The sequence below is a fragment of the Flavobacterium bizetiae genome (assembly GCF_024271895.1).
GTDB lineage: Bacteria > Bacteroidota > Bacteroidia > Flavobacteriales > Flavobacteriaceae > Flavobacterium > Flavobacterium bizetiae.
The window spans coordinates 2,772,197-2,798,173 of record NZ_CP091861.1 but is presented as its reverse complement, the minus strand read 5'-3'; the positions used below and the strand labels follow the sequence as shown (position 1 = coordinate 2,798,173).

The 25,977-nt window shown below is 34.8% G+C and carries 25 protein-coding genes; 18 read left to right on the top strand and 7 right to left on the bottom strand.

All coding sequences use genetic code 11. From position 1 onward, the window contains the following. Window positions 1-585 precede the first annotated feature (585 nt). Both L0669_RS12125 and L0669_RS12120 read left to right on the top strand, forming a co-directional pair. The gene (locus L0669_RS12125; protein ID WP_263763804.1) at window positions 586-2,322 is read left to right on the top strand and encodes a thiamine pyrophosphate-dependent enzyme; all 1,737 of its coding nucleotides are present in this window, start codon (window positions 586-588) and stop codon (window positions 2,320-2,322) included. Window positions 2,323-2,475: 153 nt separating this feature from the next. Continuing rightward, window positions 2,476-3,735: an MFS transporter gene (locus L0669_RS12120; protein WP_263763802.1), complete on the top strand. Its 1,260-nt coding sequence runs from the start codon at window positions 2,476-2,478 to the stop codon at window positions 3,733-3,735. A 64-nt stretch (window positions 3,736-3,799) separates the two neighbouring features. On the opposite strand, the gene L0669_RS12115 is transcribed toward L0669_RS12120, so the two are convergent. Continuing rightward, window positions 3,800-4,516, bottom strand: coding sequence for a hypothetical protein (locus L0669_RS12115; protein ID WP_263763799.1), 717 nt, complete (start codon window positions 4,514-4,516; stop codon window positions 3,800-3,802). Between the two features lie 217 nt (window positions 4,517-4,733). Further along, the gene (locus L0669_RS12110) at window positions 4,734-5,099 is read right to left on the bottom strand and encodes a hypothetical protein (protein WP_263763797.1); all 366 of its coding nucleotides are present in this window, start codon (window positions 5,097-5,099) and stop codon (window positions 4,734-4,736) included. A 291-nt stretch (window positions 5,100-5,390) separates the two neighbouring features. Between L0669_RS12110 and L0669_RS12105 the strand changes: the two genes are divergently transcribed. The 15 genes from L0669_RS12105 to L0669_RS12035 all read left to right on the top strand — a co-directional run bounded on the left by L0669_RS12105 (window position 5,391) and on the right by L0669_RS12035 (window position 18,799). Next, the gene (locus L0669_RS12105) at window positions 5,391-6,314 is read left to right on the top strand and encodes a J domain-containing protein (RefSeq protein WP_263763795.1); all 924 of its coding nucleotides are present in this window, start codon (window positions 5,391-5,393) and stop codon (window positions 6,312-6,314) included. Next, window positions 6,307-6,612, top strand: a complete 306-nt coding sequence (locus L0669_RS12100; RefSeq protein WP_173970432.1) for a chaperone modulator CbpM — start codon at window positions 6,307-6,309, stop codon at window positions 6,610-6,612. Before L0669_RS12105 ends, L0669_RS12100 begins: the two co-directional genes overlap by 8 nt. 321 nt (window positions 6,613-6,933) lie before the next feature. Then, window positions 6,934-7,317, top strand: coding sequence for a RidA family protein (locus L0669_RS12095; protein ID WP_263763793.1), 384 nt, complete (start codon window positions 6,934-6,936; stop codon window positions 7,315-7,317). A gap of 281 nt (window positions 7,318-7,598) precedes the next feature. Next, on the top strand, window positions 7,599-8,831 hold the full coding sequence (locus tag L0669_RS12090) for a voltage-gated chloride channel family protein (protein ID WP_263763943.1): 1,233 nt from the start codon (window positions 7,599-7,601) through the stop codon (window positions 8,829-8,831). A 131-nt stretch (window positions 8,832-8,962) separates the two neighbouring features. Next, a complete protein-coding gene (locus tag L0669_RS12085) occupies window positions 8,963-9,967 on the top strand; it encodes a DHH family phosphoesterase (protein ID WP_263763791.1) in 1,005 nt (334 codons plus the stop codon). Between the two features lie 6 nt (window positions 9,968-9,973). Then, complete coding sequence (gene gldI / locus L0669_RS12080; RefSeq protein ID WP_263763789.1) at window positions 9,974-10,630, top strand: gliding motility-associated peptidyl-prolyl isomerase GldI; 657 nt, start codon at window positions 9,974-9,976, stop codon at window positions 10,628-10,630. Window positions 10,631-10,646: 16 nt separating this feature from the next. After that, entirely contained in the window at window positions 10,647-11,726 is a 1,080-nt protein-coding gene (locus L0669_RS12075) for a peptidylprolyl isomerase (RefSeq protein WP_173970427.1), read from the top strand. A gap of 42 nt (window positions 11,727-11,768) precedes the next feature. Further along, window positions 11,769-12,911 carry a peptidylprolyl isomerase gene (locus tag L0669_RS12070; protein ID WP_263763787.1) on the top strand — a complete coding sequence of 381 codons (1,143 nt, stop codon included), beginning with the start codon at window positions 11,769-11,771 and terminating at the stop codon, window positions 12,909-12,911. Window positions 12,912-13,124: 213 nt separating this feature from the next. Then, window positions 13,125-14,021: an EamA family transporter gene (locus L0669_RS12065; RefSeq protein ID WP_263763785.1), complete on the top strand. Its 897-nt coding sequence runs from the start codon at window positions 13,125-13,127 to the stop codon at window positions 14,019-14,021. A gap of 87 nt (window positions 14,022-14,108) precedes the next feature. Continuing rightward, on the top strand, window positions 14,109-14,465 hold the full coding sequence (locus L0669_RS12060) for a DoxX family protein (RefSeq protein WP_173970424.1): 357 nt from the start codon (window positions 14,109-14,111) through the stop codon (window positions 14,463-14,465). 30 nt (window positions 14,466-14,495) lie between these two features. After that, the gene (aqpZ, locus tag L0669_RS12055; RefSeq protein ID WP_263763782.1) at window positions 14,496-15,203 is read left to right on the top strand and encodes an aquaporin Z; all 708 of its coding nucleotides are present in this window, start codon (window positions 14,496-14,498) and stop codon (window positions 15,201-15,203) included. 52 nt (window positions 15,204-15,255) lie between these two features. Beyond that, the gene (locus L0669_RS12050) at window positions 15,256-15,477 is read left to right on the top strand and encodes a GlsB/YeaQ/YmgE family stress response membrane protein (protein WP_263763780.1); all 222 of its coding nucleotides are present in this window, start codon (window positions 15,256-15,258) and stop codon (window positions 15,475-15,477) included. 141 nt (window positions 15,478-15,618) lie between these two features. Next, the gene (locus L0669_RS12045; protein ID WP_263763778.1) at window positions 15,619-16,446 is read left to right on the top strand and encodes a sterol desaturase family protein; all 828 of its coding nucleotides are present in this window, start codon (window positions 15,619-15,621) and stop codon (window positions 16,444-16,446) included. 120 nt (window positions 16,447-16,566) lie between these two features. Further along, window positions 16,567-16,845 (top strand): DUF2805 domain-containing protein, encoded by a 279-nt coding sequence (locus tag L0669_RS12040; RefSeq protein ID WP_055098339.1) that lies wholly within the window; start codon window positions 16,567-16,569, stop codon window positions 16,843-16,845. Between the two features lie 100 nt (window positions 16,846-16,945). Continuing rightward, window positions 16,946-18,799: a M61 family metallopeptidase gene (locus L0669_RS12035; protein ID WP_173970420.1), complete on the top strand. Its 1,854-nt coding sequence runs from the start codon at window positions 16,946-16,948 to the stop codon at window positions 18,797-18,799. Between the two features lie 465 nt (window positions 18,800-19,264). Here the strand turns inward: L0669_RS12035 and L0669_RS12030 are convergent, their stop codons facing one another. Together L0669_RS12030 and L0669_RS12025 are read right to left on the bottom strand one after the other, a co-directional pair. Further along, the gene (locus L0669_RS12030) at window positions 19,265-19,708 is read right to left on the bottom strand and encodes a hypothetical protein (RefSeq protein WP_263763776.1); all 444 of its coding nucleotides are present in this window, start codon (window positions 19,706-19,708) and stop codon (window positions 19,265-19,267) included. Window positions 19,709-19,981: 273 nt separating this feature from the next. After that, window positions 19,982-22,315: a GH92 family glycosyl hydrolase gene (locus tag L0669_RS12025; RefSeq protein ID WP_263763774.1), complete on the bottom strand. Its 2,334-nt coding sequence runs from the start codon at window positions 22,313-22,315 to the stop codon at window positions 19,982-19,984. Between the two features lie 181 nt (window positions 22,316-22,496). Between L0669_RS12025 and L0669_RS12020 the strand changes: the two genes are divergently transcribed. Next, entirely contained in the window at window positions 22,497-23,120 is a 624-nt protein-coding gene (locus tag L0669_RS12020; protein ID WP_263763772.1) for a M949_RS01915 family surface polysaccharide biosynthesis protein, read from the top strand. Between the two features lie 119 nt (window positions 23,121-23,239). Here L0669_RS12020 and L0669_RS12015 read toward each other — a convergent pair whose 3' ends face one another. From L0669_RS12015 to L0669_RS12005, 3 genes are all read right to left on the bottom strand, one after another. Continuing rightward, window positions 23,240-23,842 carry a GNAT family N-acetyltransferase gene (locus L0669_RS12015; RefSeq protein WP_263763770.1) on the bottom strand — a complete coding sequence of 201 codons (603 nt, stop codon included), beginning with the start codon at window positions 23,840-23,842 and terminating at the stop codon, window positions 23,240-23,242. A 317-nt stretch (window positions 23,843-24,159) separates the two neighbouring features. Continuing rightward, window positions 24,160-24,516: a hypothetical protein gene (locus L0669_RS12010; RefSeq protein ID WP_173970413.1), complete on the bottom strand. Its 357-nt coding sequence runs from the start codon at window positions 24,514-24,516 to the stop codon at window positions 24,160-24,162. A 192-nt stretch (window positions 24,517-24,708) separates the two neighbouring features. After that, a complete protein-coding gene (locus tag L0669_RS12005) occupies window positions 24,709-25,887 on the bottom strand; it encodes an AIR synthase related protein (protein ID WP_173970412.1) in 1,179 nt (392 codons plus the stop codon). Window positions 25,888-25,977: the final 90 nt, after the last annotated feature.

Genomic DNA, 25,977 nt, shown 5'->3' with positions numbered 1-25,977 from the left:
AGATCAAAAACTTGTTCCTTTGAACCTTTTTTGTATTTCCTAAAAAGAAAAACTTAGTCCCGAAGTCCAATCTCATCAAGTTAAAGAAAAATCCAATGGAACAATTTGTTAAGGATAATATCTCATCACTTTTTTTGTTCCATCGGAACATTTCATTGGTTGTTCAATAAATACGGCGTTTTTTCACGTTCCGTAAGAACGTTTGATTTTATAAATAATAATTGTTAAACATATACAGATTACCTATACAATTTATCAAACATCCCAATGGGACGATGTTTCTCACCATGCACTCTTTTTTCTACCAATGAGGTGTTCCGATGGAACACAATCTAAAATATATTAACTTAATGGCATTGCCCGAAGCCTTGGAATAGCAGCTTAGAACCTCAAAACCTTCAAAAAAAAACTTAGAACCTTAGCAGCTTAGAACCTTAGTAACTCAAAAAAAATCCCTAAATTTATAAACCCATACCAAAAACCGCTTTTACATCATCACCAAGTGTATCTTAAAATATAATTATTAAGAAAGTAAACCATAACCAATGTTATACGATCGAAATATTAATTTTAAAAATATAATCCATGAGTAAAATAGTTGCAGAACAATTAGTTGACATGTTGGTAGAGGCCGGAGTAAAACGCGTTTACGCAGTTACCGGTGATAGTTTAAATCATTTTAATGACGCGATACGCAGAAACGGAAAAATAAAATGGATTCATGTTCGTCATGAAGAAGTTGGAGCTTACGCCGCAGCAGCTGAAGCAGAATTAGACGGCTTTGCGGTTTGTGCCGGAAGTTGTGGCCCGGGTCACGTACATTTAATCAACGGATTATACGATGCACATCGCTCGCATGTACCTTTATTAGCGATCGCCTCGACAATAAATACAAGCGAAATGGGAATGGATTATTTTCAGGAAACCAATACCATTAAACTTTTCGACGATTGTAGTTATTACAATCAAATGATTATGACCGCCGAACAAGCTCCCCGAATTATACAAACTGCCATTCAACACGCTTTGGGCAAAAAAGGTGTTGCTGTGATTGGTTTACCCGGAGATGTCTCTGAGCTAAAAGCGGTTGAAAGTAATATCTCGACCCAGTATTTTCATTGCAATCCTGTCATCAGACCTTCTGATTCTGAATTACAACATTTGGCCAAAGCAATAAATGAGAGTACCAAAATCACTTTATTCTGCGGGATTGGTGCCGAAAAAGCACACGATCAGGTCGTACAATTATCGCAACATATTAAAGCTCCTGTAGGATATTCTTTTAGAGGAAAAATGAGCATTCAGCCTAATAATCCAAATGAAATAGGAATGACAGGTTTACTCGGACAGCCTTCTGCTTATCATAGTATGCACGAATCGCATTTAGTTTTATTATTAGGAACCGATTTTCCGTATGATAAATTCATGCCTTCAGACAATAAAATCATTCAAATCGATACAAGCACGGAACGTTTAGGCCGAAGAGCCAATCTTTATATGGGATTATGTGGCGATGTAGCTGATACTATCGAAGCTTTATTGCCATTGCTGGAAACCAAAACAGATGATAGTTTTTTGCAAGCGCAGCTTAAATTATATGCCAGCGTAAAAGAAAACATGAACACTTATATTAATGATAATGGCGGAGAAGACACCATTCAGCCTGAATATGTAGCACATATTATTGATAAATTAGCCAGTAAAGATGCTATTTTTACGGTCGACACCGGAATGACCTGCGTTTGGGGAGCCCGTTTTATAAAAGGAACCGGCGAACGAAAAATGCTGGGTTCTTTTAATCACGGATCTATGGCAAACGCAATGCCAATGGCAATTGGAGTGGCTCTCGCACATCCTGAAAGACAAGTTATTGCCATGTGTGGCGATGGTGGTTTGTCGATGCTTTTGGGCGATTTGGCAACCATTCATCAATATAATATTCCTGTAAAAATTATTGTTTTTAATAATCGCGCTTTGGGAATGGTAAAACTCGAAATGGAAGTAAATGGTTTACCCGATAACGAAACCGATATGGTAAATCCTGACTTTGGATTAATTGCCCAAGCCATGGGATTTCAGGGCGTAAATGTTCACAAACCCGAAGAAGTTGAAACTGCAATCGAAAATGCGTTCAGACATAATGGTCCTGTTTTACTAAATATATTCACGAATCCAAATGCATTGGCAATGCCGCCAAAAGTCGAATGGGAACAAGTGGTAGGAATGGCAAAATCGATGACCCGATTAATGCTCGGCGGTAAAATGGAAGAAGTTTTAGAAACTATTAAATCTAATTATAAGCATTTAAAAGAAGGCATCTAAAACTGATTTTTCATACTCAAAATACAAACACTAATTACACGAATTTGCACCAATTCTATTTGTGAAATTAATTTCGCAAACTTAAAGTACTCATCAAAAATTTGTGCAAATTCGTGCAATTCGTGTTCCTTCAAAATAAAATAAATACATTTTATGGATATCAATACCAGTAAATCATATACCAAATATTACATCATTGCATGGGTATTTGGTTTGCTTTTCTATTTTTTAGATTATGTAATACGGTCTTCTCCGGCTGTAATGCTTCCGGAACTTGCACAGAGTTTTTCTGTAAATGAGATTCGATTGGTTACTATTATAGGAACTTATTATTACACTTATTCGACTTGCAGTTTGATCGCTGGAATTGCGCTGGACCGATTTGGAGCTAAATATTCGCTTTTCGCCGGAGCACTTATTTTAGGAATTGGCTGTTTGTTATTTATCATTTCAAGTCAGTTTAGCGGAGTCGTTGGTCGATTGTTTCAGGGCGCGGGATGTGCTTTTGCTTTTCCGGGTTGTGTATATTTAGCCACGAAAGGATTTTCGGCAAAATCATTGGCAACAGCTATTGGTTTTACCCAATGTCTTGGAATGCTTGGCGGTTCGGCAGGACAATTTGTTGTAGGTCCTTTGATTGAAAAAGGAATGGATATTAATACCTTTTGGCTTTCGATCGGAATTTTCACTATAATCGTTGCCTTCGGACTTTGGTTTATAACTCCGGCAAATGTCGTCGAGAAAAAAACAGAAACGCCTGCAAAAAAACAAGGCTTGCTTGAACCTTACAAAATTGTTTTTAGCAATCCCCAATCGTGGTTATGCGGCATTATCTCTGGATTATTATTTGCTCCCACTACCATATTTGCCATGACATGGGCAGTCGATTTTTTTCAGAAAGATCGTGCTTTCGATTTTCATACCGCAACGATTTCGAGCGCAATGGTTGCTTTTGGATGGGTATTTGGATGTCCGTTGCTGGGATATATTACGGATAAAATAAATCGACGCAAACCAGTTTTAGTATTTGGAGCGTTATTTATGATTCTGAGCCTGATTCAGTTATTGTATTTCCCGGATTTACTTCCTACCAAAATCAGTATGTTTTTATTGGGAGTAGGTTCAGGTGCTGCTATGATTCCGTATTCTATCATTAAAGAAGCGAATCCTGATAATGTAAAAGGAAGTGCTACAGGAGCCATTAATTTTATAACTTTTGGAGTAACAACTCTTTTGAGTCCGTTATTCAGTCGTTTATTTGGGCAAACGCTAAACGACACAACAGATAAAATGGCACATTTTCAGCAAGCAGGTTTATTTTGGATTATCGGAATTTCGATAGCGATTCTGGTTAGTTTTTTATTAAAAGAAACTGGAGAACCAACTACTAAAGCTGAACTTGTAAAAGAGTAAAATGTGAAATGTAAAAAGTGAAAACAAATAGTATAGAATAAGATGCAATAATTCTGATTGTATCTTATTCTTCTTTTGTAACTACTATTGAAGCTTTAAATCCTGCTGCAAGATTATCCCAATAATCATTGGTTACCAATTGACCTTTATCATCATAAACTCGAATTTCAGCTGTATTTCCACCTAAAGCTCCAATATTCAAAGCTTCAAAATCTAATTTATTAAAACCATTTACAAGATTAATTTGTACATCTATAAAATTAGCCTGTAAAATGATTTGATCTCTAATAACCTGATCATTAGACAAAACCTTTACCATATCGCCATCTATAGCTCCAAAATCTCGGAACTTTACAATAAAATATTTCGATTTTGTCCTAAAATCTCCCAAAGAAATGTTTCTTTTTACCAAAGTACCGCGTCCCTCTCTGAGCCCGGCATCTTTTAAAGCTTTATCCAGATCTTTTTCCATTTTAGGTATATAACGATCGCCAGGATTAGCAAAATCAGTTTCGGTCGACATCGTAAATTTACTTTTTTCTGCCCCTACCTGCAATTGTGATTTTGGCGTAATACTGGTATTATCAAAAACATTTGGAGTTTTAATACTTGGGATATCCATATTAGGAGCCTGAGGATCTTTAACCTCTGGGACAGGAGTCTTTTTGGGCTTTGCGCTAAATTTTGGCGCTGCAATAGGTCTGTATTTTGTACCAAATTCAGTCTGTGCTGAAACAGTGACAGCGGTAAAAAATAATATGAAAAATAAGATGTGCTTCATTGAAAAAGTATTATCGAATCGGCTTTTAAAAATTTTATAAGATCAAAGCATAGCATCACAAAAATAGCATAATTTAATTAGGCACTACAACTTTAAGACTATTATAACAATATATTAGGCTAATTTTTGGAAAGCAAAAAACCTGCCAAAAAAGCTATAAAAAAAACCGATTTGTTAAAAAAACAAATCGGTTCAATTTAATTACTTTTATTTTATGCTATTTATTCTTAATAATTACAGCAGTTAATGTCGAAAGATCTAAAGTTTTTACTTCACTATAATCTAGAAAAGTTAACCCACTGAAAGTAATTCCTGCATCAATATAATCGACAGTAACAATATCCTGGAATGTCTCTCCATCAGTACTTTTAACAGTAAACTTTACAGAAAAAGATCCTTGCGTATAATTATTGTATGCCTCCTTTGAAATATTTTTTAAATCGTATGTAATCATTAAACCAACAGTTGATGTCACTTCTTTCTTTGTAATCGTTAGTGAAAAATTTGCTGGATTAAATGCAGTACCTGATGACGTATTATCATCATCACTACTTGAGCTACAATTTACTAATAAGATTGACATCGTCAGTACAAGAACAAGACTAAAGGTTGATTTTAAAAAAGATAGTTTTTTCATAATTCAAAGATTAAGAGGTTAGATTCTTACATTTATTTGTAAGTTTATTTTTGCAATTATAAAATAAATAATTACAAATTCTTATAAAAAAGTAAGATTTAACTTAAACAAATATAATCTTCTCTGGTATTTCTTAAAATACCAATATTAAGACGAAATTGACCTTTTTGTTTTGACATTTAATAAGTTATGATTAACTTCAATATTTTAATTTATCTTTATTAAAAATACAAGCAAATGGACTACATTGACTATTATAAAGTATTAGATATCACGAAATCGGCCACTGAAGCCGAAATTAAAAAGGCATATCGAAAGTTAGCCCGAAAATATCATCCGGATTTGAATCCAAATGATAAAGAGGCCGAAAAAAAATTCAAAGAAATAAATGAAGCAAACGAAGTTTTAAGCAATCCTGAAAATCGTAAAAAATACGATAAATACGGGAAAGACTGGAAACATGCTGATGAATTCGAAAAGGCGGGCTACGATCCTAATCAGCAACAATACTCCAGACAGCAGCAAGGCGGAAGTCAAAGTTATTCTGATTTTGGCGGAGGTGATTTTTCAGGAAGTGATTTTTCTGATTTTTTCAATTCTATGTACGGTTCTGCCGGAAGAAGCTCAAGAGGTCAGGCCAAATATCGAGGACAGGATTTTAATGCCGAATTACAGCTTGATCTGGCATCAGCTTACACAACCCACAAACAAAACTTAACGGTAAACGGAAAAAACATCCGAATTACAATTCCGGCCGGAGTCGAAAACGGTCAGATAATAAAAATCCCGAATCATGGCGCACCCGGAGCAAACGGAGGTCCTAATGGCGATTTATACATTACTTTTTTAATTGATAATAATTCAGAATTTAAGAGAGAAGGCAATAATTTGTATGCCGATGTAGATCTTGATTTGTACACCGCAATTTTAGGAGGAGAAATTTATGTGAATACTTTTGACGGAAAAGTAAAAATAAAAGTCGCCCCTGAAACGCAACCCGGAACGAAAGTAAAACTAAAAGGAAAAGGTTTTCCTGTCTATAAAAAAGACAATCAGTTTGGGGATTTATACATTACTTATACTTTAAAAATTCCGACAAAGCTTTCTGCAAAAGAAAAAGAATTATTCGAAGAATTAGCTAAATTAAGAAATCATGAATAGTAAAAACTTAATTCAAATAAAACAGTTTTGTGTGTATCACGAAATTGAAAATACCTTTATAACAGAACTTCATAATTATGGTTTGATAAAAATTATTTTCTTTGAAGAAGATGAATATTTACAACCCGAACAATTACCTGCTGTCGAAAAAATGATACGCCTGCATTATGATCTAAAAATTAATTTAGAAGGCCTGGATGTAATCGCGAATCTATTAGACAAAATCGAAGTGTTGCAACAAAACCTTACTGTTACTCAAAATAAACTTCGTCTTTACGAGCAGTATCAAATAGAATAATTAAGTTTTTTTGCCACAGATTACAGGATTAAAATGATTTATGCTGTGATGTTTTTTTGCCACAAATTTCACAAATTAAGCGAATTAAAATTGGTGTAAATTCGTGGCAACAATTTTGCACAATATAGATAATCTGTAAAATCATATTAATCTGTGGCAAAAAAATCTATACCTCAAAATATCACAAAAAAGAAAGATTTACGAAATGATTTCAAGTCTCTAATACTCTTTTTCATTTGCATATTTTATAAATTGCAACGAAATTAACGAACCTGAATTTGATTTTAAATTGAAGAAACAAATTCAAAAAACTATAAAAAAATGAAAAGAGAAAACATCTTAACAGGATCGCCTTGGGAGGACAAAATGGGATATTGCCGCGCGGTAAGAATTGGTAATATCATTGAAGTTTCAGGAACTGTGGCAATTGTTGATGGCGAAAAAGTAAAAGCTGATGATGCTTATGCTCAAACCTACAACATCCTGGAACGTGTTGAAAAAGTTTTAGAAGATTTGAATGTTGGAATGAAAGATGTAATCAGAACCAGAATTTTCACTACAGATATTACTTCTTTTGAAGAAGTGGCAAGAGCTCACGCTTCATTTTTTAAAGATGTAAAACCTACAACTGGTTTTTATGAAATTAACAAACTCGTTGCTCCCGAATATTTAGTTGAAATTGAATTTACAGCTGTTGTGCAGTAATTTTTTAATACAAATGTTTTTTTGCCACAAATTGCACTAATTTTCGCGAATTATTTTTTTTGCCACAGATTAAAAGATTATTTTTAATCAGGTCTTTAAAGTTTTGTTAGCTTTTTTTTATTACTGAAAATTCACAGCTAAAATTAAAACCATCAAAGATGGTTAAATATAAAAAAGAAATCCTTTTTAATCTTTTAATCTGTGGCAAAAAAAATCGCAAAAACATCAAGAAATTAGTGAAAATTAGTGAAATTCGTGGCAAGAAAAACTTTAAACTATTAATGAGCTTTCAAAACCCAAAACAAATACTTTTTACGATTTTCAAATGGATTCTCATTTGTGTTTTAATTGGTATTTTGTCTGGATCTGCATCTGCATTTTTCTTAGTTGCCCTCGAATGGGTTACACAATATAGAATTCACCACGACTGGATTATCTGGCTTTTGCCTTTTGGTGGTTTATTAGTAGGTTTAAGTTATTACTATTGGGGAGAATCTGTTGTAAAAGGAAATAATTTACTACTCGAAGAATACGAAAATCCTCAGAAAGTCATTCCGTTTAAAATGGCTCCTTTAGTACTTTTAGGAACTTTACTTACACATTTATTTGGAGGTTCTGCAGGTCGTGAAGGAACTGCTGTACAAATGGGCGGTGCAATTGCAGATCAATTTACAAAGCTTTTTAAATTAGATAATTCCGAAAGAAAAATTCTGATTATTTTGGGAATTAGTGCCGGTTTTGCATCGGTTTTTGGAACTCCACTGGCGGGTGCTATTTTTGCTTTGGAAGTTTTATACTTTAGTAAAATTAACTTAAAAAGTACTATTTTATCATTTCTTGTAGCTTATGCAGCATACTTTACTGTCGAGTTTTGGCAGGTCAAACACACACATTATAGCATTCCTGTAGTTCCTGATTTTACTTTTATAAATTTAATTTACGTTATCATTATCGGAATTCTATCCGGTTTTGCTGCTTTATTATTTTCCAGAAGTACACATTTCTGGGGATCACTTTTTTCTAAAATTAAATATCCGCCGCTACGTCCTTTTATTGGCGGAATTATTCTCGCCATTGCCATTGCAGGTCTTGGATTTACAAAATTCTCAGGATTAGGCGTTCCTGTAATTGTAGATTCATTTTCGAATGCCAATGCATGGTACGATTTTCTGCTTAAAATTCTATTTACCGGATTTACTCTCGGAGCTGGTTTTAAAGGAGGAGAAGTAACGCCATTGTTTTTTGTTGGCGCTACTTTAGGAAGTGCTTTATCCCTAATTATTCCATTACCAATAGCGCTATTGGCCGGCTTAGGCTTTGTTGCAGTATTCTCTGGCGCGACCCACACGCCTATCGCCTGCACCATCATGGGCATGGAACTTTTCGGAATTCAACCTGGAATTTTCATTGCAATTGCATGTACCATCGCCTATTTTTCTTCAGGCTCTGTAGGAATTTATAAATCGCAAATTGTAAAAGGAGCGAAATATAAGTTATATCAAAAGTGGCTTTAATTTAGTCGCAGTGACAGTTTTCAGTTACAGTTTGCACTGAAAACCGCGACCGAAAACTGACAACTAATAAAAGTGTGTTAATCTGTAAAATGATTTCAACATTACATTAAAAAAATGTAAATTCGCACACTATGAAAATACAAGATATTCAAGCGATACAATTGTTACTCGCTACCCCAAAGAAAATCGCCATAATTCCGCATAGAGGTCCTGACGGCGATGCTATGGGTTCAACATTAGGGTTATACCATTTTTTATTAAAAAACAATCACCAGCCAACTGTGATTGCTCCAAACGATTTTCCGGATTTTTTAGCTTGGTTACCAGGTTCTGAAACGGTAAAAATCTTTGAAAAAGATACTGAAAACTGCACCAAAATATTAGAAGAAGCCGAGCTGATTTTTACATTAGACTTTAATGCTTTTCATCGTACGGGCGAAATGGAACATACTTTAGCAAAGCTAACAGCTCCGTTTATTATGATCGATCATCATCAAAAGCCAGACGATTATGCTGCTTATATGTATTCTGATACTTCTTTTGGATCAACTTGTGAAATGGTGTATAACTTCATTTCTTTCTTAGGAAAAAAAGAAGATTTAGACAAAACCATTGCGACTTGCATCTACACCGGAATATTAACTGACTCGGGTTCATTTCGTTTTCCGGGAACAACAGGAAACACGCACCGAATTATTGCTGAATTAATTGATCTGGGAGTTGAGAATACTCAAATTCCTGTTTTATTATTTGATAACAGCTCATACAGCCGTTTGCAATTATTAGGTCGCGCTTTACAGAATATGAAAGTGCTTGAGGAACATAAAACATCATATACTACGCTTACTCAGGCTGAACTGGATTCTTTTGATTATGTAAAAGGTGATACAGAAGGAATCGTAAATTACGGATTAAGTATAAAAGGTATTGTTTTTACTGCTATTTTTATCGAAAATAAAGACGAGAAAATCATCAAGATTTCTTTCCGTTCGCAAGGCGGATTTGATGTGAACCAATTTGCCAGAGATCACTTTAATGGTGGCGGACACAGCAATGCAGCCGGCGGAAGATCAGACGTTTCGATGGAAGAAACCGTGAAGAAATTTGAAGATTTAGTAAACAAACTAAAAATATAATCCTATATGAACTATTTAAAACGAAGCATTTACGCCCTACTTTTTGCTGTTTTATTGGTGAGCTGTAAGCAACACGAAGAAGCCAGAAGACCTATTTCTCAGGCTTCGGGTACCTTCATGAAAAAATCGGTCGACAGAAACAAAAAACTTGTGGCCAATGAAGAAGATGTGATTAAAAAGATCATCAAAAACAATCCAAAAACAAAATATTACGCTACCAGAAAAGGATATTGGCTGTATTACGACGAACGAAATACCACAGATCTTAGCGCTCCTAAAAAAGGAGATATCGCTTATTTTAATCTGGAAGTAAAAGATATCGACGGTAAGATTATTTATTCTGAAGCTGATCTTGGTCCGCAAACGTATTATGTAGACAAACAAGATATCATGATGGGATTGCGTGATGGTATTAAAATGATGCATAAAAACGAAACTGTAACGTTCTTATTTCCTTCGCATATGGCGTACGGATATCATGGCGATAACAAAAAAATTGGCCCAAATCAATCCTTAATTTGTACGGTTACCCTTCGTAATTTTGTACCGGATCCAGCAGCTAAACCAGCACCTGTAGCGGGTCAGACACAAAGTACTGCTGCTCCAAAACCTGCAACACCAAAACCTGCAGCCCCAACTAAAAAAGATACAATAAACCCATAAAAACAACATTTTAAAAATGAAAAAGAGTATTCTATTATTACTTGCTGTTACCGTTAGCTCATTATATTCTTGTAAAGATGAGCACAGCAACCTACCTGATGGTTTATATGCAGATATTGAAACCAATAAAGGGCACATTATTGTTGAATTAGATTATACAAAAGCACCTGTTACTGTAGCTAACTTTGTAACTCTTGCCGAAGGTAAAAATGAGTTTGTAACAAAAGATTACCTAAAAAAGAAACCTTTTTTTAATGGGTTAAAATTTCACAGGGTTATTGAAAACTTTATGATTCAGACCGGAGATCCTGAAGGAACTGGTTCTGGAGATACAGGATATAAATTTAAAGATGAAATTAATGATTTAAAATTTGACAAAGCAGGAGTTTTGGCAATGGCCAATAACGGACCTGGAACAAACAGCAGTCAATTTTTTATCACACATGTTGAAACTCCATGGTTAGACGGAAAACATACTGTTTTTGGACATGTGGTAGAAAAAGGTCAGGAAGTTGTAAATCAGGTAAAACAAGGTGATACTATTGTTGCTGTAACCATTATCAGAAACGGTGAAGCTGCTAAAAAGTTTGACGCTGTTAAAGTTTTTACTGATTACTTCTCAGAAATCGCTAAAGAAAAAAGCAAATACGCAGGTGTTCAGGCAGAAAAAGCTGCTTATTATGCTGCTCAAAAACCAAAAGCTACTAAAACAAGCAGTGGTTTAGAATATATTATTACAGAAAAAGGAACTGGTAAAAAACCAGCTAACGGAGCTCAATTATACATTAATTATTCAGGTTTCTTAGAAGACGGAACTTTATTTGATTCAAGCGTTCCAGAAGTTAATAAAGCATTTGGAAAATTTGATGCAGCGAGAGCAGAACAACACGGTTATCAGCCAATTCCGTTTCAGGCAGGTCGTAAAGACGGTATGATTCCGGGATTCATTGAAGGAATCGAGCAGCTTTCATTTGGAGATAAAGCCATTCTTTTTATTCCGTCTCATTTAGCTTACGGAGCAACTGGAGCCGGAGGAGTAATTCCGCCAAATGCTAACATTATTTTCGAAATTCAATTATTAGAAAAGCCACAATAATTACAATTTAAAAGATTAACATAGACTTAAATTCTGAACATCATGAAGTTTAAATTTCTATTTTTATTTTGCCTGGCAGTAGTAAATATTCAGGCTCAGACAAAGAAACCCGTAGCAAAACCAAAAGCTCCTGCAGCTAAAACGGCAACAAAAGTAGCTCCGCCAACAAATCCAAACGATGGAATTTTTGCTACAATATCAACTACAAAAGGAGATATCGTAGTTGCATTAGAATATGTAAAAACACCGGTTACAGTAGCCAACTTTATTTCTTTGGCCGAAGGGAATAATCCAAATGTAAAAGTGGAAAGACTAAAAGGAAAACCATTTTACGACGGATTAAAGTTTCACAGGGTTATTAATGACTTTATGATTCAGGGTGGAGATCCGGACGGAAACGGCACAGGAGGTCCTGGATATTCTTTTAAAGATGAATTTGTTGAAGAACTAAAATTTGAAAAAGGCGGTGTTTTGGCTATGGCAAATTCAGGTCCTGCTACAAATGGAAGTCAGTTTTTTATCACACACAAAGAAACTCCTTGGTTAAACGGAAAACATACTATTTTTGGTCATGTAGTTTCAGGAATGGATAATGTAAATAAAATTGTTCAGGATGATATCATGACAAAAATTACCATTACCCGCAAAGGTGAAGCCGCTAAAAAGTTTAATGCTGTAAAAGTGTTAGCTGATGACGAAAAAAAGCAAGAAGCTAAAAAAGCAGAATCTCAAAAAGTAGTAACTGAAAAAGCAGCATATTTTGCCGCTACTAAAGCAAAAGCGACTACAACTGCATCTGGTTTAAAATATGTAATTACAAAAAAAGGAACTGGTGTAAAAGGAGCTGAAGGTTCTAACATTTATTTTCATTACGCAGGATATTTTGAAAACGGAAATCTTTTTGACAGCAGTATAGCAAGCGTAGCAAAAGCTTACGGTAAATATGATGCAAACCGTGACGCTCAAAAAGGATATCAGGCTTTTCCTTTTGCAGTAGGTAAAAAAGACGGAATGATTCCTGGTTTTATTGAAGCATTAGACATGATGACTGACGGAGAAAAAGCAATATTCTTTCTTCCTTCTAATTTAGCTTACGGAGAAAAAGGTGCAGGAGGAGTTATTCCGCCAAACTCAACTTTAGTTTTCGAAATCGAAACCTACCAAAACCAGCCTGCAGCAAAATAAGACTTATTTATATCCCAATATATTTCAAACCCGTCAAAATCTATATTTTTGACGGTTTTTTTATTTCCTCCAATTATATCAAATTCACAATATTACAATCCAAATTAGACTACAAACCAAACTCATAATAATGTTTCTGGCTGTTTTCTATTAAATCCTAAACAAAATAGCTTAGCTTTGCCGGCTTTATTTTTTTAATCTAAATAAGTTAAGATGTCACAAAACAATGTATTAAAGGGAGTTTTTTTAGTAGCAATAGGTGCTACAACTTACGGAATGTTAGCCACTTTTGTAAAAATGGCTTATTCAGAAGGATATACAACTGCCGAAGTAACCACATCTCAATTTATATTAGGAATCATTGGTATTTTATTGATAAACGCTTTTCAAAAAGCAAAACATAAAGAAAAGGTTGTAAAAGCGACCAAAAAAAATATCTTCAGTTTAATGCTTGCGGGTACTTCATTAGGTATGACAAGTTTATTCTATTATCTGGCGGTAAAATACATTCCCGTATCTATTGGTATCGTTTTATTGATGCAAACCGTTTGGATGGGAGTTTTATTAGAAATGATTTTAGAAAAGAAATTACCATCAAAACAAAAAGTAATTGCCGTAATCATTGTACTTATTGGTACTGTTTTGGCGACCAATATTATTCATAACGATGTTGCTCTTGACTGGCGTGGTCTTGCATGGGGAGTTTTGGCTGCTGCATCATTTACTACAACTATGTTTACAGCGAATAGCGTTGCTACAGAGATCTCATCGGCACAACGTAGTTTATATATGCTTTTAGGTGGATCAATAATCGTGTTTTCATTCGCAATTGCTACTCAGGTTACACCTTTTAATTTTGAGATCTTCTTAAAATGGGGAATTATCTTAGCTCTTTTTGGTACTATTATTCCGCCAATGCTTATGACTGCAGGTTTCCCTCTTACCGGAATTGGTTTAGGAAGTATCGTTTCTGCACTTGAACTTCCTGTTTCTGTAATGATGGCGTATGTATTATTAGATGAAAAAGTTATTCTTTCTCAATGGATTGGAATCGTCCTCATTATTCTTGCCATAATTATTATGAACGTAAATTTTAAGCGTAAAAATTAACTTAATTTATCGGGATCTAAAAAAAAGAGACTTGTAATGTAATAATTGTTAATTTTTTTATAAATTCGTGATAAACAATCACATATCATGAATTTACCTTGGCATTTATACTTAATGGCTGCGCTCTATATTATTGCCGGATTAAATCATTTTAGAAATCCCGGAATGTATGTCAGGATCATTCCTCCTTTTTTTTCAAACCCCAAATTAATAAATATTTTAAGCGGAGGTGCCGAGATTGCTCTTGGCATACTCCTAATGGTTAGTTACACAACAAATTTTGCTGCGTGGGGAATTATTGCATTGCTAATTGCTGTATTTCCTGCAAATCTTTTTATGTATCAAAATAAAAAAGCAAGTTTTGGTTTACCAAATTGGATTTTATTTGTACGTTTGCCCTTACAATTTGTTTTGATTTTTTGGGCATACCAATATACCCTTTAACAATCAACTATTAATTAAAATTATTTTATTATGAAAAAATTATTTGCAGAGTTTTTTGGAACTTATTGGCTAGTTTTTGGAGGTTGTGGAAGCGCACTTTTTGCTGCTGGAATTCCTAATTTAGGAATTGGATTTGCAGGAGTTGCATTAGCTTTCGGTTTAACAGTATTAACGATGGCATACGCTGTAGGGCATATTTCTGGCGGGCATTTTAATCCTGCAGTATCATTTGGTTTATGGGCTGGCGGAAGATTTCCGGCAAAAGACCTTGTTCCTTACATCGTTGCTCAATGTATTGGTGCTCTTGCAGCTGCCGGAACATTATTTATTATCTGGTCAGGAAAAGCAGGAAATGCAATTAACAATACGCAAGCCGGAGCTTTTGCATCAAACGGTTACGGAGCGTTCTCACCAGACGGATATTCATTGGCATCAGCCTTTATTGCTGAATTTGTTCTAACATTATTCTTCTTATTGGTAATCCTTGGTGCTACAGATAAATTTGCAAACGGTAGATTTGCCGGTATCGCTATTGGTTTAGCATTAACTTTAATTCACTTAATCAGTATTCCAATTACAAATACATCTGTTAACCCTGCAAGATCTTTATCTCAGGCAATTTTTACAGGAGGAGAACCATTATCGCAAGTTTGGTTATTTTGGGTTGCACCAATTTTAGGCGCAATTGTGGCTGGATTTTTATACAAAACCTTATTACAAAATCACGACGCTGCTTAATCAAATCAATTAACCATTAAAAATTTATCATATGTCATTTTAATATTTCTTATTGATAGGAGCAATTTCAGGATGGCTTGCGGGTCAAATCTGGAAAGGCGCAGGTTTTGGATTATTAGGTAATATCGTCGTTGGAATTGTTGGCGGAATTATTGGCGGCTGGATCGCCGGTAATCTTGGCATAGGCGGCGGCGGACTTCTTTGGCAAATTCTAATTGCTGTTGGAGGAGCATGGGTATTATTATTTTTAATCAGCCTGATTAAAAAAGCATAAAAAAAACACCTTATAACTCACTTTTAAAGAGAAAATCAGATATATTTATATTCGGTTTTCTCTTTTTTTATATGCCACTATTTCAAATTAATCTCTTCATAGAAAACAGATTACAAATTTCCACCAATCTAATTTTTACTTATGAACGATATTATAGCATATTTCAGTACAATTCCGTCCCTGCACAGAAGTTTGATTCTGGTGGGAGGAATTACCATTTTCTGGCTTATCGAAAATACCTTTCCGCTGTTTCAGATGAAATATAAAAAATGGCCACACGCAGGAATTAATTTCTTCCTCACATTTACTACTATTATTGTCAACTTTGTATTGGCTTTTATCCTGATTAAAACTGCAAGCTGGACAACAGAAAATCACTTCGGAATACTGCAGTGGATACCCAAAATTCCTATTTGGCTTTATACCCTGATTGGGTTACTTCTCTTAGACTTAATTGGCGCTTACCTTGCCCATTTTGTTCAGCACAAAATAAAGTTTCTATGGCGTTTTCATATCGTTCACCATACAGATACCTGGATCGATACTACAACCGCCAATAGACATCATCCGGGAGAAAGCGTAATTCGGTTTATATTTACAACACTGGGGGTTCTTATCGTAGGAAGTCCTATGTGGATGGTTTTCCTGTATCAGAGTCTCTCTGTTATTTTTTCACAATTTAATCATGCCAACATTTCTTTGCCAGAAAAACTAGATACTTTTTTAAGTTATATCATCATTTCGCCCAATATGCATAAAGTACATCATCATTATGTTTTGCCATATACAGATAGTAATTACGGCAATATTTTTTCAGTTTGGGATCGGCTTTTTGGCACTTTTACAACACTTTCAAAAGAAAAATTAGTTTACGGAGTAGATACACATATGGAGCCTGAAGAAAACAATCAATTGAAAAATTTATTGCAAATTCCGTTTCAAAAATCGAGATCTGCAAAAAACAGTTAAAATCATTAAAAAAAATAACATAGATCGAACCAACTAATTATTTTTTTTATTAATATTGATACTTAAATTGAAAATCAATCTATTAATCATTAACCCCTATATTGAATTAATTTTCACGTGATGAAAAAGAGTAACCGCAAAGAATTGAATTGGGAGCAAACCGAAAAACTTGTTTCGTTAGCCTTAGAAGAAAAAAATCCATTTGAGATCATTAAAAAGGAATTTGGATTGGCAGAAAAAGAAGTTCTGGAAATCATGAAAAAGAAGATGCCACTTGAAAAATTTGAGATGTGGAAAAAAAAGGCAATTGCAAATAAACCAAAACCAAAGCCCGTTAAAATAGATGATTTTGACGAAGATCTGGATGGTAAATATTACATAAAAAACAAACTAGACTAAGACAGAACTCCTGAAATTCAGGAGTTTTTTTATTATTTTTATTGATAATGTAACTTTTCTGTAATTTATAAGTCATATACGAATAACTAAACTCGAATAAATGAAAAAAATAATTTACACCTTAGCTCTTGCAGCAACTCTTTGGAGCTGTAAAACAGGAAGCTCATCTGGTGCCGCAAATGTCGTAGGTGTTAACATTGATCTTATTGATGTAAAAGATGACAAAGTACTTGTAACCGTTACACCGCCACAAATAAAAACCGACCAGGTAATTTACAGTATCCCAAAAACAGTTCCGGGAACGTATTCTACAGATAATTACGGTAAATTTTCAGACGATTTTAAAGCTTTTGATGCAAAAGGTAATCCTTTAGCAGTAAAAAGAATCGATGATAACTCATGGTCGATTTCTGATGCAAAAAAATTAAAAAAAGTAACCTATTTAGTAGGAGATACTTTTGATACTGAAAAAGGAACCGGATTTGGTAACGATGACGTTTTTTCGCCAGCCGGAACCAACATAAATGCAGGAGTTAACTTCATGGTCAACACGCATGGTTTTGTAGGTTATTTTCAGGATAAATTAGACATTCCTTATAAAGTAACTATCACACATCCTGAAACACTTTGGGGAGCTACTTCAATGACAGATCAGGACGCAAGTAATACAAGCGACGTATTTACAACGCCACGTTACGCAGTTTTAGTCGAAAACCCAATCATGTATTCTAAGCCGGATTATACGACTTTTAACGTAAACGGAATGGAAATTTTAATCGCTGTCTACTCTCCTACAGGAAAATTTACTGCCGAAAGCATCACTCCGGAAATGAAAACCATCATGACCGCACAAAAGAACTTTTTAGGAAAAGTAAATGCAACTAAAAAATACACTGTTTTATTGTATTTATCAAGCATGGCAAAAGACGATGCTCACGGTTTTGGAGCTTTAGAACATCCTACTGCAACTACCGTTGTTCTGCCGGAATCTATGCCAAAAGAAAAACTGGTAGAATCAATGAAAGATGTCGTTTCGCATGAGTTTTTTCATATCGTAACGCCATTAACTATTCACTCAAAAGAAATCCAGTATTTTGACTATAATGCACCAAAAATGTCTGAGCATTTATGGATGTACGAAGGAGTTACAGAATATTTCGCAAACCTGTTCCAGATCAATCAGGGGCTAATTACCGAACCTGAATTCTATACTCGTATTGCTGATAAAATCGAGCAGGCAAAAGGCCTTAATGATACAATGTCGTTTACTGTAATGAGCAAAAATGTATTAGAGCAGCCTTATAAAGATCAATATTTAAACGTGTACCAAAAAGGAGCTTTAATTGGTATGTGTATCGATATTATCATTAGAGAAAAAAGCAACGGCGAAAGAGGAATTCTTGATCTAATGCATAAATTATCTGACGAATACGGCGTAGAAAAACCATTTAATGATGATGAGCTTTTTGCTAAAATCACTCAGCTTACGTATCCTGAAGTTGGAGAATTTTTAACTAAATATGTTCAGGGAACCACTCCAATTCCTTACGATTTTTATTTAGCAAAAGTTGGTGTAGGCAATGCATCAGAAAAAGTTCCGGGATCAATTTTCATCAAAGGACAAGCTCCGTATATTGGTGTTGATCAGGCAACTAAAATAATAAGCGTTCGTCCTAAAATCGATCTTAATGTATTTTTTAGCAACTTAAATCTTAAAGCAAACGATCAAATCCTTGCTGTAAACGGTAAAACATACAACTTAGACAATATTTACGATTTGATTACCGAAAGTGAAAACTGGAAAGAAAACGATCCTATCACTATTAAAATCAAACGCGATGGAAAAGAACAAACCATCAAAGGAACTGTAAAAATACCATTTGAAGAAAAAGACACTTTTAAAGCCATAGATGCTTCAAAAGAGAAACTTAAAAATGCATGGTTAAAAGGATAATCTTCTTTTAGAAACATAAAAAAAACCGACAAGTGATTGTCGGTTTTTTTGTTTTAGCCTGTCAGACTGAGCGAAGTCGAAGTCCCGCAAAGTGATTCGGCTTACAGGGCTTCGACTTCGCTCAGTCTGACAAAATTATATTTATGTTTTTTCTGAAAATTATAAATAATAAAAATAAGGAGCTATTTCCTGCTGTCCTCTGTATCTTTTGTGGTGAACCCCACCACAAAAGGATGCCGTTCCCATCAGGGCTAGGGCTTTAGAGGAGTCAAGAACTATCGTGTAATATTGCAGCCATTAACCTCTGAATCATCAACACAAAAAAAGCCGACAATAATTGTCGGCTTTTGTTTTTTTGTCATCCTGACGAAGGAAGGATCACACGAGAAACTCTGCAAAGATTGTCGACATTCTTTATCGATAAACTAGTGTGATCCTTCCTTCGTCAGGATGACAAGATTGTGCTTATTTCTTCACCGGAAACTTCCAGTCAAATTCGTCTTTATCGTTGATGATTGCACCAATTTCAAACTTCACCACTTCATCAAATTCAGTTTGAAGAATGAACCAGTTGTCTTCGTTAAAATAATTCTCAAAAGTATCAAAAGTCTCCTGAGTATATTTTGTAATTGCTTTTGTAGCAAAATCTTTCTTTACATCGGCAATTTTTCTTCCAATTAACTTGAATCCAAAAACCTCTAAATCATTGCTTGACGCTACCAAATAACCTAATTTCAAGTCTTCTTCCTGATAAAATGTCAATCTTATTTTGTGTGCATTGTAAACAAAAATTACATTTTCATCTTCATCTACATAATTTTTGTCCGGTTTTCCTAAAGCAGCCGTAACATCATTTTGCTTCATTCCGAAAAGCAATTTATCAATTCCTGATTTTAGATTTATTTTCATATTTACTTTTATTTAAAGCGCAAATTTCGGGAAGTTTTTGCAAAGTCTCTTCATGTTTGACTATTATTAATTTTTTCGCCACGAATTGCACTAATTTTCACGAATTATAATTGTCTTTTTTTGCCACAGATTAAAAGGATTAAAAAAGATTTTTTTTAAATCTGCTGAGATCTGCAAAATCTGCGCGAAACTTTTTCAACCCGATTTCACTCACAGTAACAATAAAAAATCCGCGTAAACCCGCTTAATCTGTCAAATCCGTGGGCAAATTCATTAGTTCTTGTAATTCTTCTTGTTCGGTTTAGAACTCATATAAAAAGTAATTTTCCCACCGTTTATTACATCTTCATGTTTCAGGAAAGGCTTCTCTAATTGTTTTCCATTTAAAAGTACTTTACTCACAAACACATTTTTATCCGATTGATTTACCGTTTCTACTTCAAAAGTTTTACCGTTGTCTAAATTAAAAATCCCTTTTTTCACTAACGGACTTCCCAATGCGTATTCGTCAGAACCCGGAGCAACTGGATAAAAACCTAAACTGCTAAAAATATACCAGGCACTCATTTGCCCAAAATCATCATTTCCTCCTAAACCGTCAGCTCCATTACGATACATTTTTTTCAGGATCATTCTAATTTTATCCTGCGCTTTCCAAGGCGAATTGGTCCAGTTGTACAAATACACAACATGATGCGAAGGCTCGTTTCCGTGCACATAATTCCCAATGATTCCGTCTCTGGTAATATCTTCTGTGTTTTCAAAGTATTTATCCGGCAAATGCATGCTAAACAACGAATCTAATCTTACATTAAATTTATCATTTCCTCCCATCATTTTAATCATATCAGCAGGATCCTGCGGAACGTATAAACTGTAATTCCATGAATTTCCTTCTATAAATCCTTGTCCGTGCGTATCAAGAGGATCGAATTCTTTTTTGAAAGTTCCGTCGTTTAATTTAGGTCGCATAAAACCCGTTTTTGCATCATAAGCGTTTTTATAATTTTTAGACCTTTCGATAAATTCATTATAGATTTCTGTTTTACCTAATTTTTTCGCTGCCTGTGCAATTGCCCAGTCATCATAAGCATATTCTAAAGTCTTAGAAACCGAAGCTCCGTTTTTATCTTCAGGAACATAACCCTTTGTCATATAATATTCCAATCCGTCATAATAAGGTACTTTTGCTGTGTTTACACACGCCTGAAGCGCTTTTTCAGGATCAAAATTAGTATTGCCTTTTACAATCGCATCAGCAACTACAGCAACAGAATGATACCCAATCATACACCAGTTTTCATTGGCATAATGTGACCAGATTGGCAGCATTTTATGTACACTCTGATCTGAATGTGCCAACATTGAACTGATCATATCCGAATTTCTTCTTGGCTGTACCAAATTAAATAAAGGATGTAAAGCCCTGTAGGTATCCCATAACGAATAGCTGGTATAGTTTTTAAAGTTTTCGGCTTTATGAACATTCATATCCAAACCTTTATAATTTCCGTCTAAATCCATGTATTCTGTCGGGCCTAAAAAGGCGTGATACATTGCCGTATAAAAATTGACTAAATCTTCTTTCTGAACGGTTTCTACCTGAATTTTATTCAGTTCGTTGTTCCAGACTTCCTGACTTTGTTTTTTTACTTTTTCGAAATCCCAACCCGGAACTTCTTTTTTCATATTTTCGAGCGCACCGGCAGAACTTACAGGAGATAAAGCCATTTTTATTTTGATTTTCTCGCCTTCCTGAGTATCGAAATCAAAAAACAGTTTTAAATTTTGTCCCGCCATTTCCGGAAAATTCTTGGTTTGATCAAATCTTCCCCAAAAACCTCTGTAGACACTTTTTTCAAGTGCTGCCTGACCGTAGCTTTTAATTGGTTTGCTAAAAGACATGGCAAAATAAACGGTTCTGGTTCTCGCCCATCCGTTAGTCTGGCGATATCCTGTAATCAACGTATCATTTTCAACGCGAACAAATGTCCATACATTCTTTTTATCGTAATTGTAAATTCCGGAAGTCAGATCCAAAATAATATGTGCCTGATCAGATTTCGGAAATGTATATTGATGCATTCCTACTCTTGTTGTTGCCGTGAGTTCGGCCTTGATCTTATGATCTTCAAGAAATACGCTGTAATAAGCCGGTTCTGCTTTTTCTGTCGAATGAGAAAATGCCGATCTGTAACCTGATAATGGTTTTGAAGCTACTCCTGGATTCAATTGCAATTTGCCTGTTGTGGGCATAATTAAAAAATCGCCTAAATCTGAATGTCCTGTTCCGCTAAAATGGGTATGGCTAAAACCTACAATTGTTTTGTCTTCATATTGATATCCTGCGCAATATTTATAGACATCTCCGTTGTATTTTCCGTTTAAACTGTACGCAATGGTATCGGTTTCAGGACTTAATTGTACGCTTCCAAACGGTACTGTCGCTCCGGGATAAGTATGTCCCATTTTTGCCGTACCAATCATGGGATCAACGTACTGAATTAGATTACGTTTTTCGATTGTTTTCTTTTGGGCTTTCACTCCAAAGCCAAGCACTAAAAATGAAAATCCAAAGAGAAAACTTTTGCAATTTATTCTATTCATCAGGTATTTTTTTTAAACATTATATTTTCTATAAAACAGTATCAGGCACTTACTAAAACGTTTTTCTAATAATTTCAGGTTAGAAAAATACAACAAAATATGCGCTTTAAAAAATATAAAATTTAGGGAACTAAAAAGCTTTTAAATATCTTTGATTGATTAAAAAAATGCCATTCTAGTCATGAAAAAATATTTTTTATTACTGTTGTTTTTCTTCTCGATATTGAGCTTTTCCCAAAAAACAGAAAGTTACAGATTAACAAAAAGTGAGATTAACGAAAGAGAACTCAATCAGGTTTCCGATTTTCCTATTTACAAAGCATTTGAATGTTCTGATAAAGCGGGCGTTTATGATTTGCTTTTGTGCGAAAATCAAAAGTCTATTTCTAAAAAAGATACTTTAAACACTAAGATTCAGGCGATTTATACAATGAGTGATCACGGTGGTTTTCTTGAAAAATGGAGAATTAATGATTTGCTTCAAAACACAGAGCCTAAAGAAACTAATATTTGGTTCTGGACCAAATATTGCAGCACGAAAGATCTTGACGGCGATGGCTATATCGATCCTGTAATTGTTTACGGAACCAGAAATGAAAATAATGAAATAAGACGGGTTAAAATTATTACGGTTTACAAAAACAAAAAATACGCAATTCGTGCTATAGAATGTGATTTAGATTATTGCAGAAGTTTTAAAAAGGATAAAGACTGGAATTTATTACCACAGAAGATAAAAACCTACGTTGATAGTCTTGTTGCAAAACTAAGAAAGGAACAGGATCTTATTTTGCATGATGGATAGGGAGATTAAAATTTTTAATTTTTAAAATTCCAAATTCCAATAACTAATCGTTTGTAGACTGGATTAATCCCGAAGCCTCGGGACAGCCCTACAATATTGATCGAACCTACGGTTCTTTTTTAAAGCTTTTGCTTTAGGTTTTCTTTTACCTCATCGAACCATTCGTTTCTAAGGATACTCAAAACGATTGAATCACGACGAATCTCGGGATTTATTGTTGGCATATGGTTTCGTAAAACGCCTTCAACTTTGCAACCGATACTTTTCATAGCGGCAATACTTCGTTCGTTATTATTATCGGCACGAAATTCTACGCGTTCTATCCCGAGGGTTTCGAAGGCAAATTGTAATAATAAGAATTTGCAATGTTTATTAAGTCCGGTTCCTCTAAAGGCAGAACCGTACCAGGTGTAACCTAATTGCAAGGTTTTAAATTCAAGGTTCATATCGTAAAAACGGGTTGAACCGGCATATTTTTGAGTTTTTTTATCGAAAACAATAAATGGGAATTCTTTTTGGTTCTCTCTTGCTTTTATGGCCAAATCGATATACTTAATCAGATTTTCTTTCCCGTCGGCACCAATTAACGAATATTTCCAGGTTTCTGGTTCGTTTATGGATATTTCTAATAAATTATCGACGTCTGATTGTTGCAAAGAACGCAATACAACTAAATCGTCTTCTAAAATAATATTATCTGAAAAACTGAAATTTTTATTCATCTTTTTGATTTTTGATCTTATTGAATGTGTAGTCCCTACGGGACAAAATATTTGGCGTTTATGAATATATTTTTCTACCAACATGTAATCTCTACGAGATATTATTTTGGTGAACATATACTAAGCAAAAATCTCAAAATTCCTGTACTATTGTCATTTCGACGAAGGAGAAATCTCCACGAGAAGCTCGACAAAGATTGAAATCCCGTTGCGGAGTTACTTGCGGAGATTTCTCCTTCGTCGAAATGACAAGCCTGTGTTTAAACATTGGGGATTTATGCGATTATTACAGATATCAAGAAAATTCAAAATGATTATTATTCACTCATTTCATCATATCGCTCGGGAACTTGAGGATCGTACAACGGACATTTAAATTCTTCCATTATCTCAACGAGTTTATTCATGGTTTTACCCTCAGTTCCGTAACAATCGATTTTGATGCTTTGCGGTGTTGAGATTACCTGAAAGGCACCTTTTCCTGCAGTATTTTGCCAGCTGTTTTCGTCTACTTTTTCCCATTGAGAAAACACAGAAGCAATTCTGTTCATGATTACCTGAACCGGAAGTGTTTCAAGTCCTTCGACATCTTCTCTTTCTACAAGAGCTTCGTAAACTTCGTGGTGGTTTAGGTAAACTTCTTCTAAATATCTCCAAAAAAGTAATTCGTACATAGCCTGGTGTTTTTTAGCCCCGATAGTAGTGAAAATCCTTTTGTTTTTTTCTTTAAAAAACAAAAGATTGTAACGGATAGCGGGATTAGCTCCTAAAAAAGCTGATTATTAATAAAAAAGGTTCTGTTGTAAACTCCAGTATATAAAACCTTTGCAACTCAGAACCTTTGTAACTTTGTAACTCAAAAAAAATTAATATTCGAATGTTCCGTATTCGCTCGTGATGGTTAGTTTCTTAGCATCGGCTGCTTCTACTCTACCTACGATTTGCGCATCGACATTGAACGATTTTGAAATCGCGATGATGTCTTGTGCGATATTTTCAGGAACATAGATTTCCATACGGTGACCGCAATTGAAAACCTGATACATTTCTTTCCAATCGGTTTTTGATTGTTCCTGAATTAACTTGAACAATGGTGGAACCGGGAATAAATTGTCTTTTATAATGTGTAAATTTTGAACGAAATGTAAAATTTTAGTTTGCGCTCCTCCACTACAATGTACCATTCCGTGAATTTCGTTTGGTGTGTAGGTGTCTAAAATTTTCTTGATAATTGGAGCGTAAGTTCTGGTTGGAGAAAGTACCAACTGACCTGCGTTTATTGGGCTGTTTTCTACCTCATCAGTTAGATTTACCTGACCTGAATAAATTAGTTCTTCAGGAACAAGTGCGTCGTAACTTTCCGGGTATTTTTTGGCTAAGTATTTCCCGAAAACATCGTGACGTGCAGATGTTAATCCGTTACTTCCCATTCCGCCATTATAACTTTTTTCGTAAGTTGCCTGACCAAAAGAGGTTAAACCTACGATTACGTCGCCTGCTTTTATGTTGGCATTATCTACAACATTGCTGCGTTTCATACGTGCCGTTACGGTAGAATCTACGATTATGGTACGCACTACATCGCCAACATCTGCGGTTTCTCCACCTGTTGAATGAATGGTTACGCCAAAGGATTTTAATTCGTTGATTAGTTCTTCGGTTCCGTTGATGATGGCCGAAATAACCTCAGCAGGAATTAAGTTTTTGTTTCTTCCTATTGTTGATGAAAGTAAGATATTATCTGTTGCGCCAACACATAATAAATCGTCGATGTTCATGATTAGAGCATCCTGAGCGATTCCTTTCCAAACTGAAATATCTCCGGTTTCTTTCCAATACATATACGCCAGAGAGGATTTTGTACCTGCTCCGTCTGCATGCATTATTAAGCAATATTCCTCGTCTTGGGTAAGATAATCTGGAACAATTTTACAAAATGCCTGAGGAAATAAACCTTTATCAATATTTTTTATGGCGTTGTGTACGTCTTCTTTTGATGCCGAAACACCTCTTTGTGCGTACCTTTTGCTAGAATCTGAACTCATGTAACTTAGTTTGTGTTGATGTGGTGCAAAGATAATCCCTTTTTTTAATTCTTGGGGTTATACTATTTAAAATTGAATATTTGACTCGCA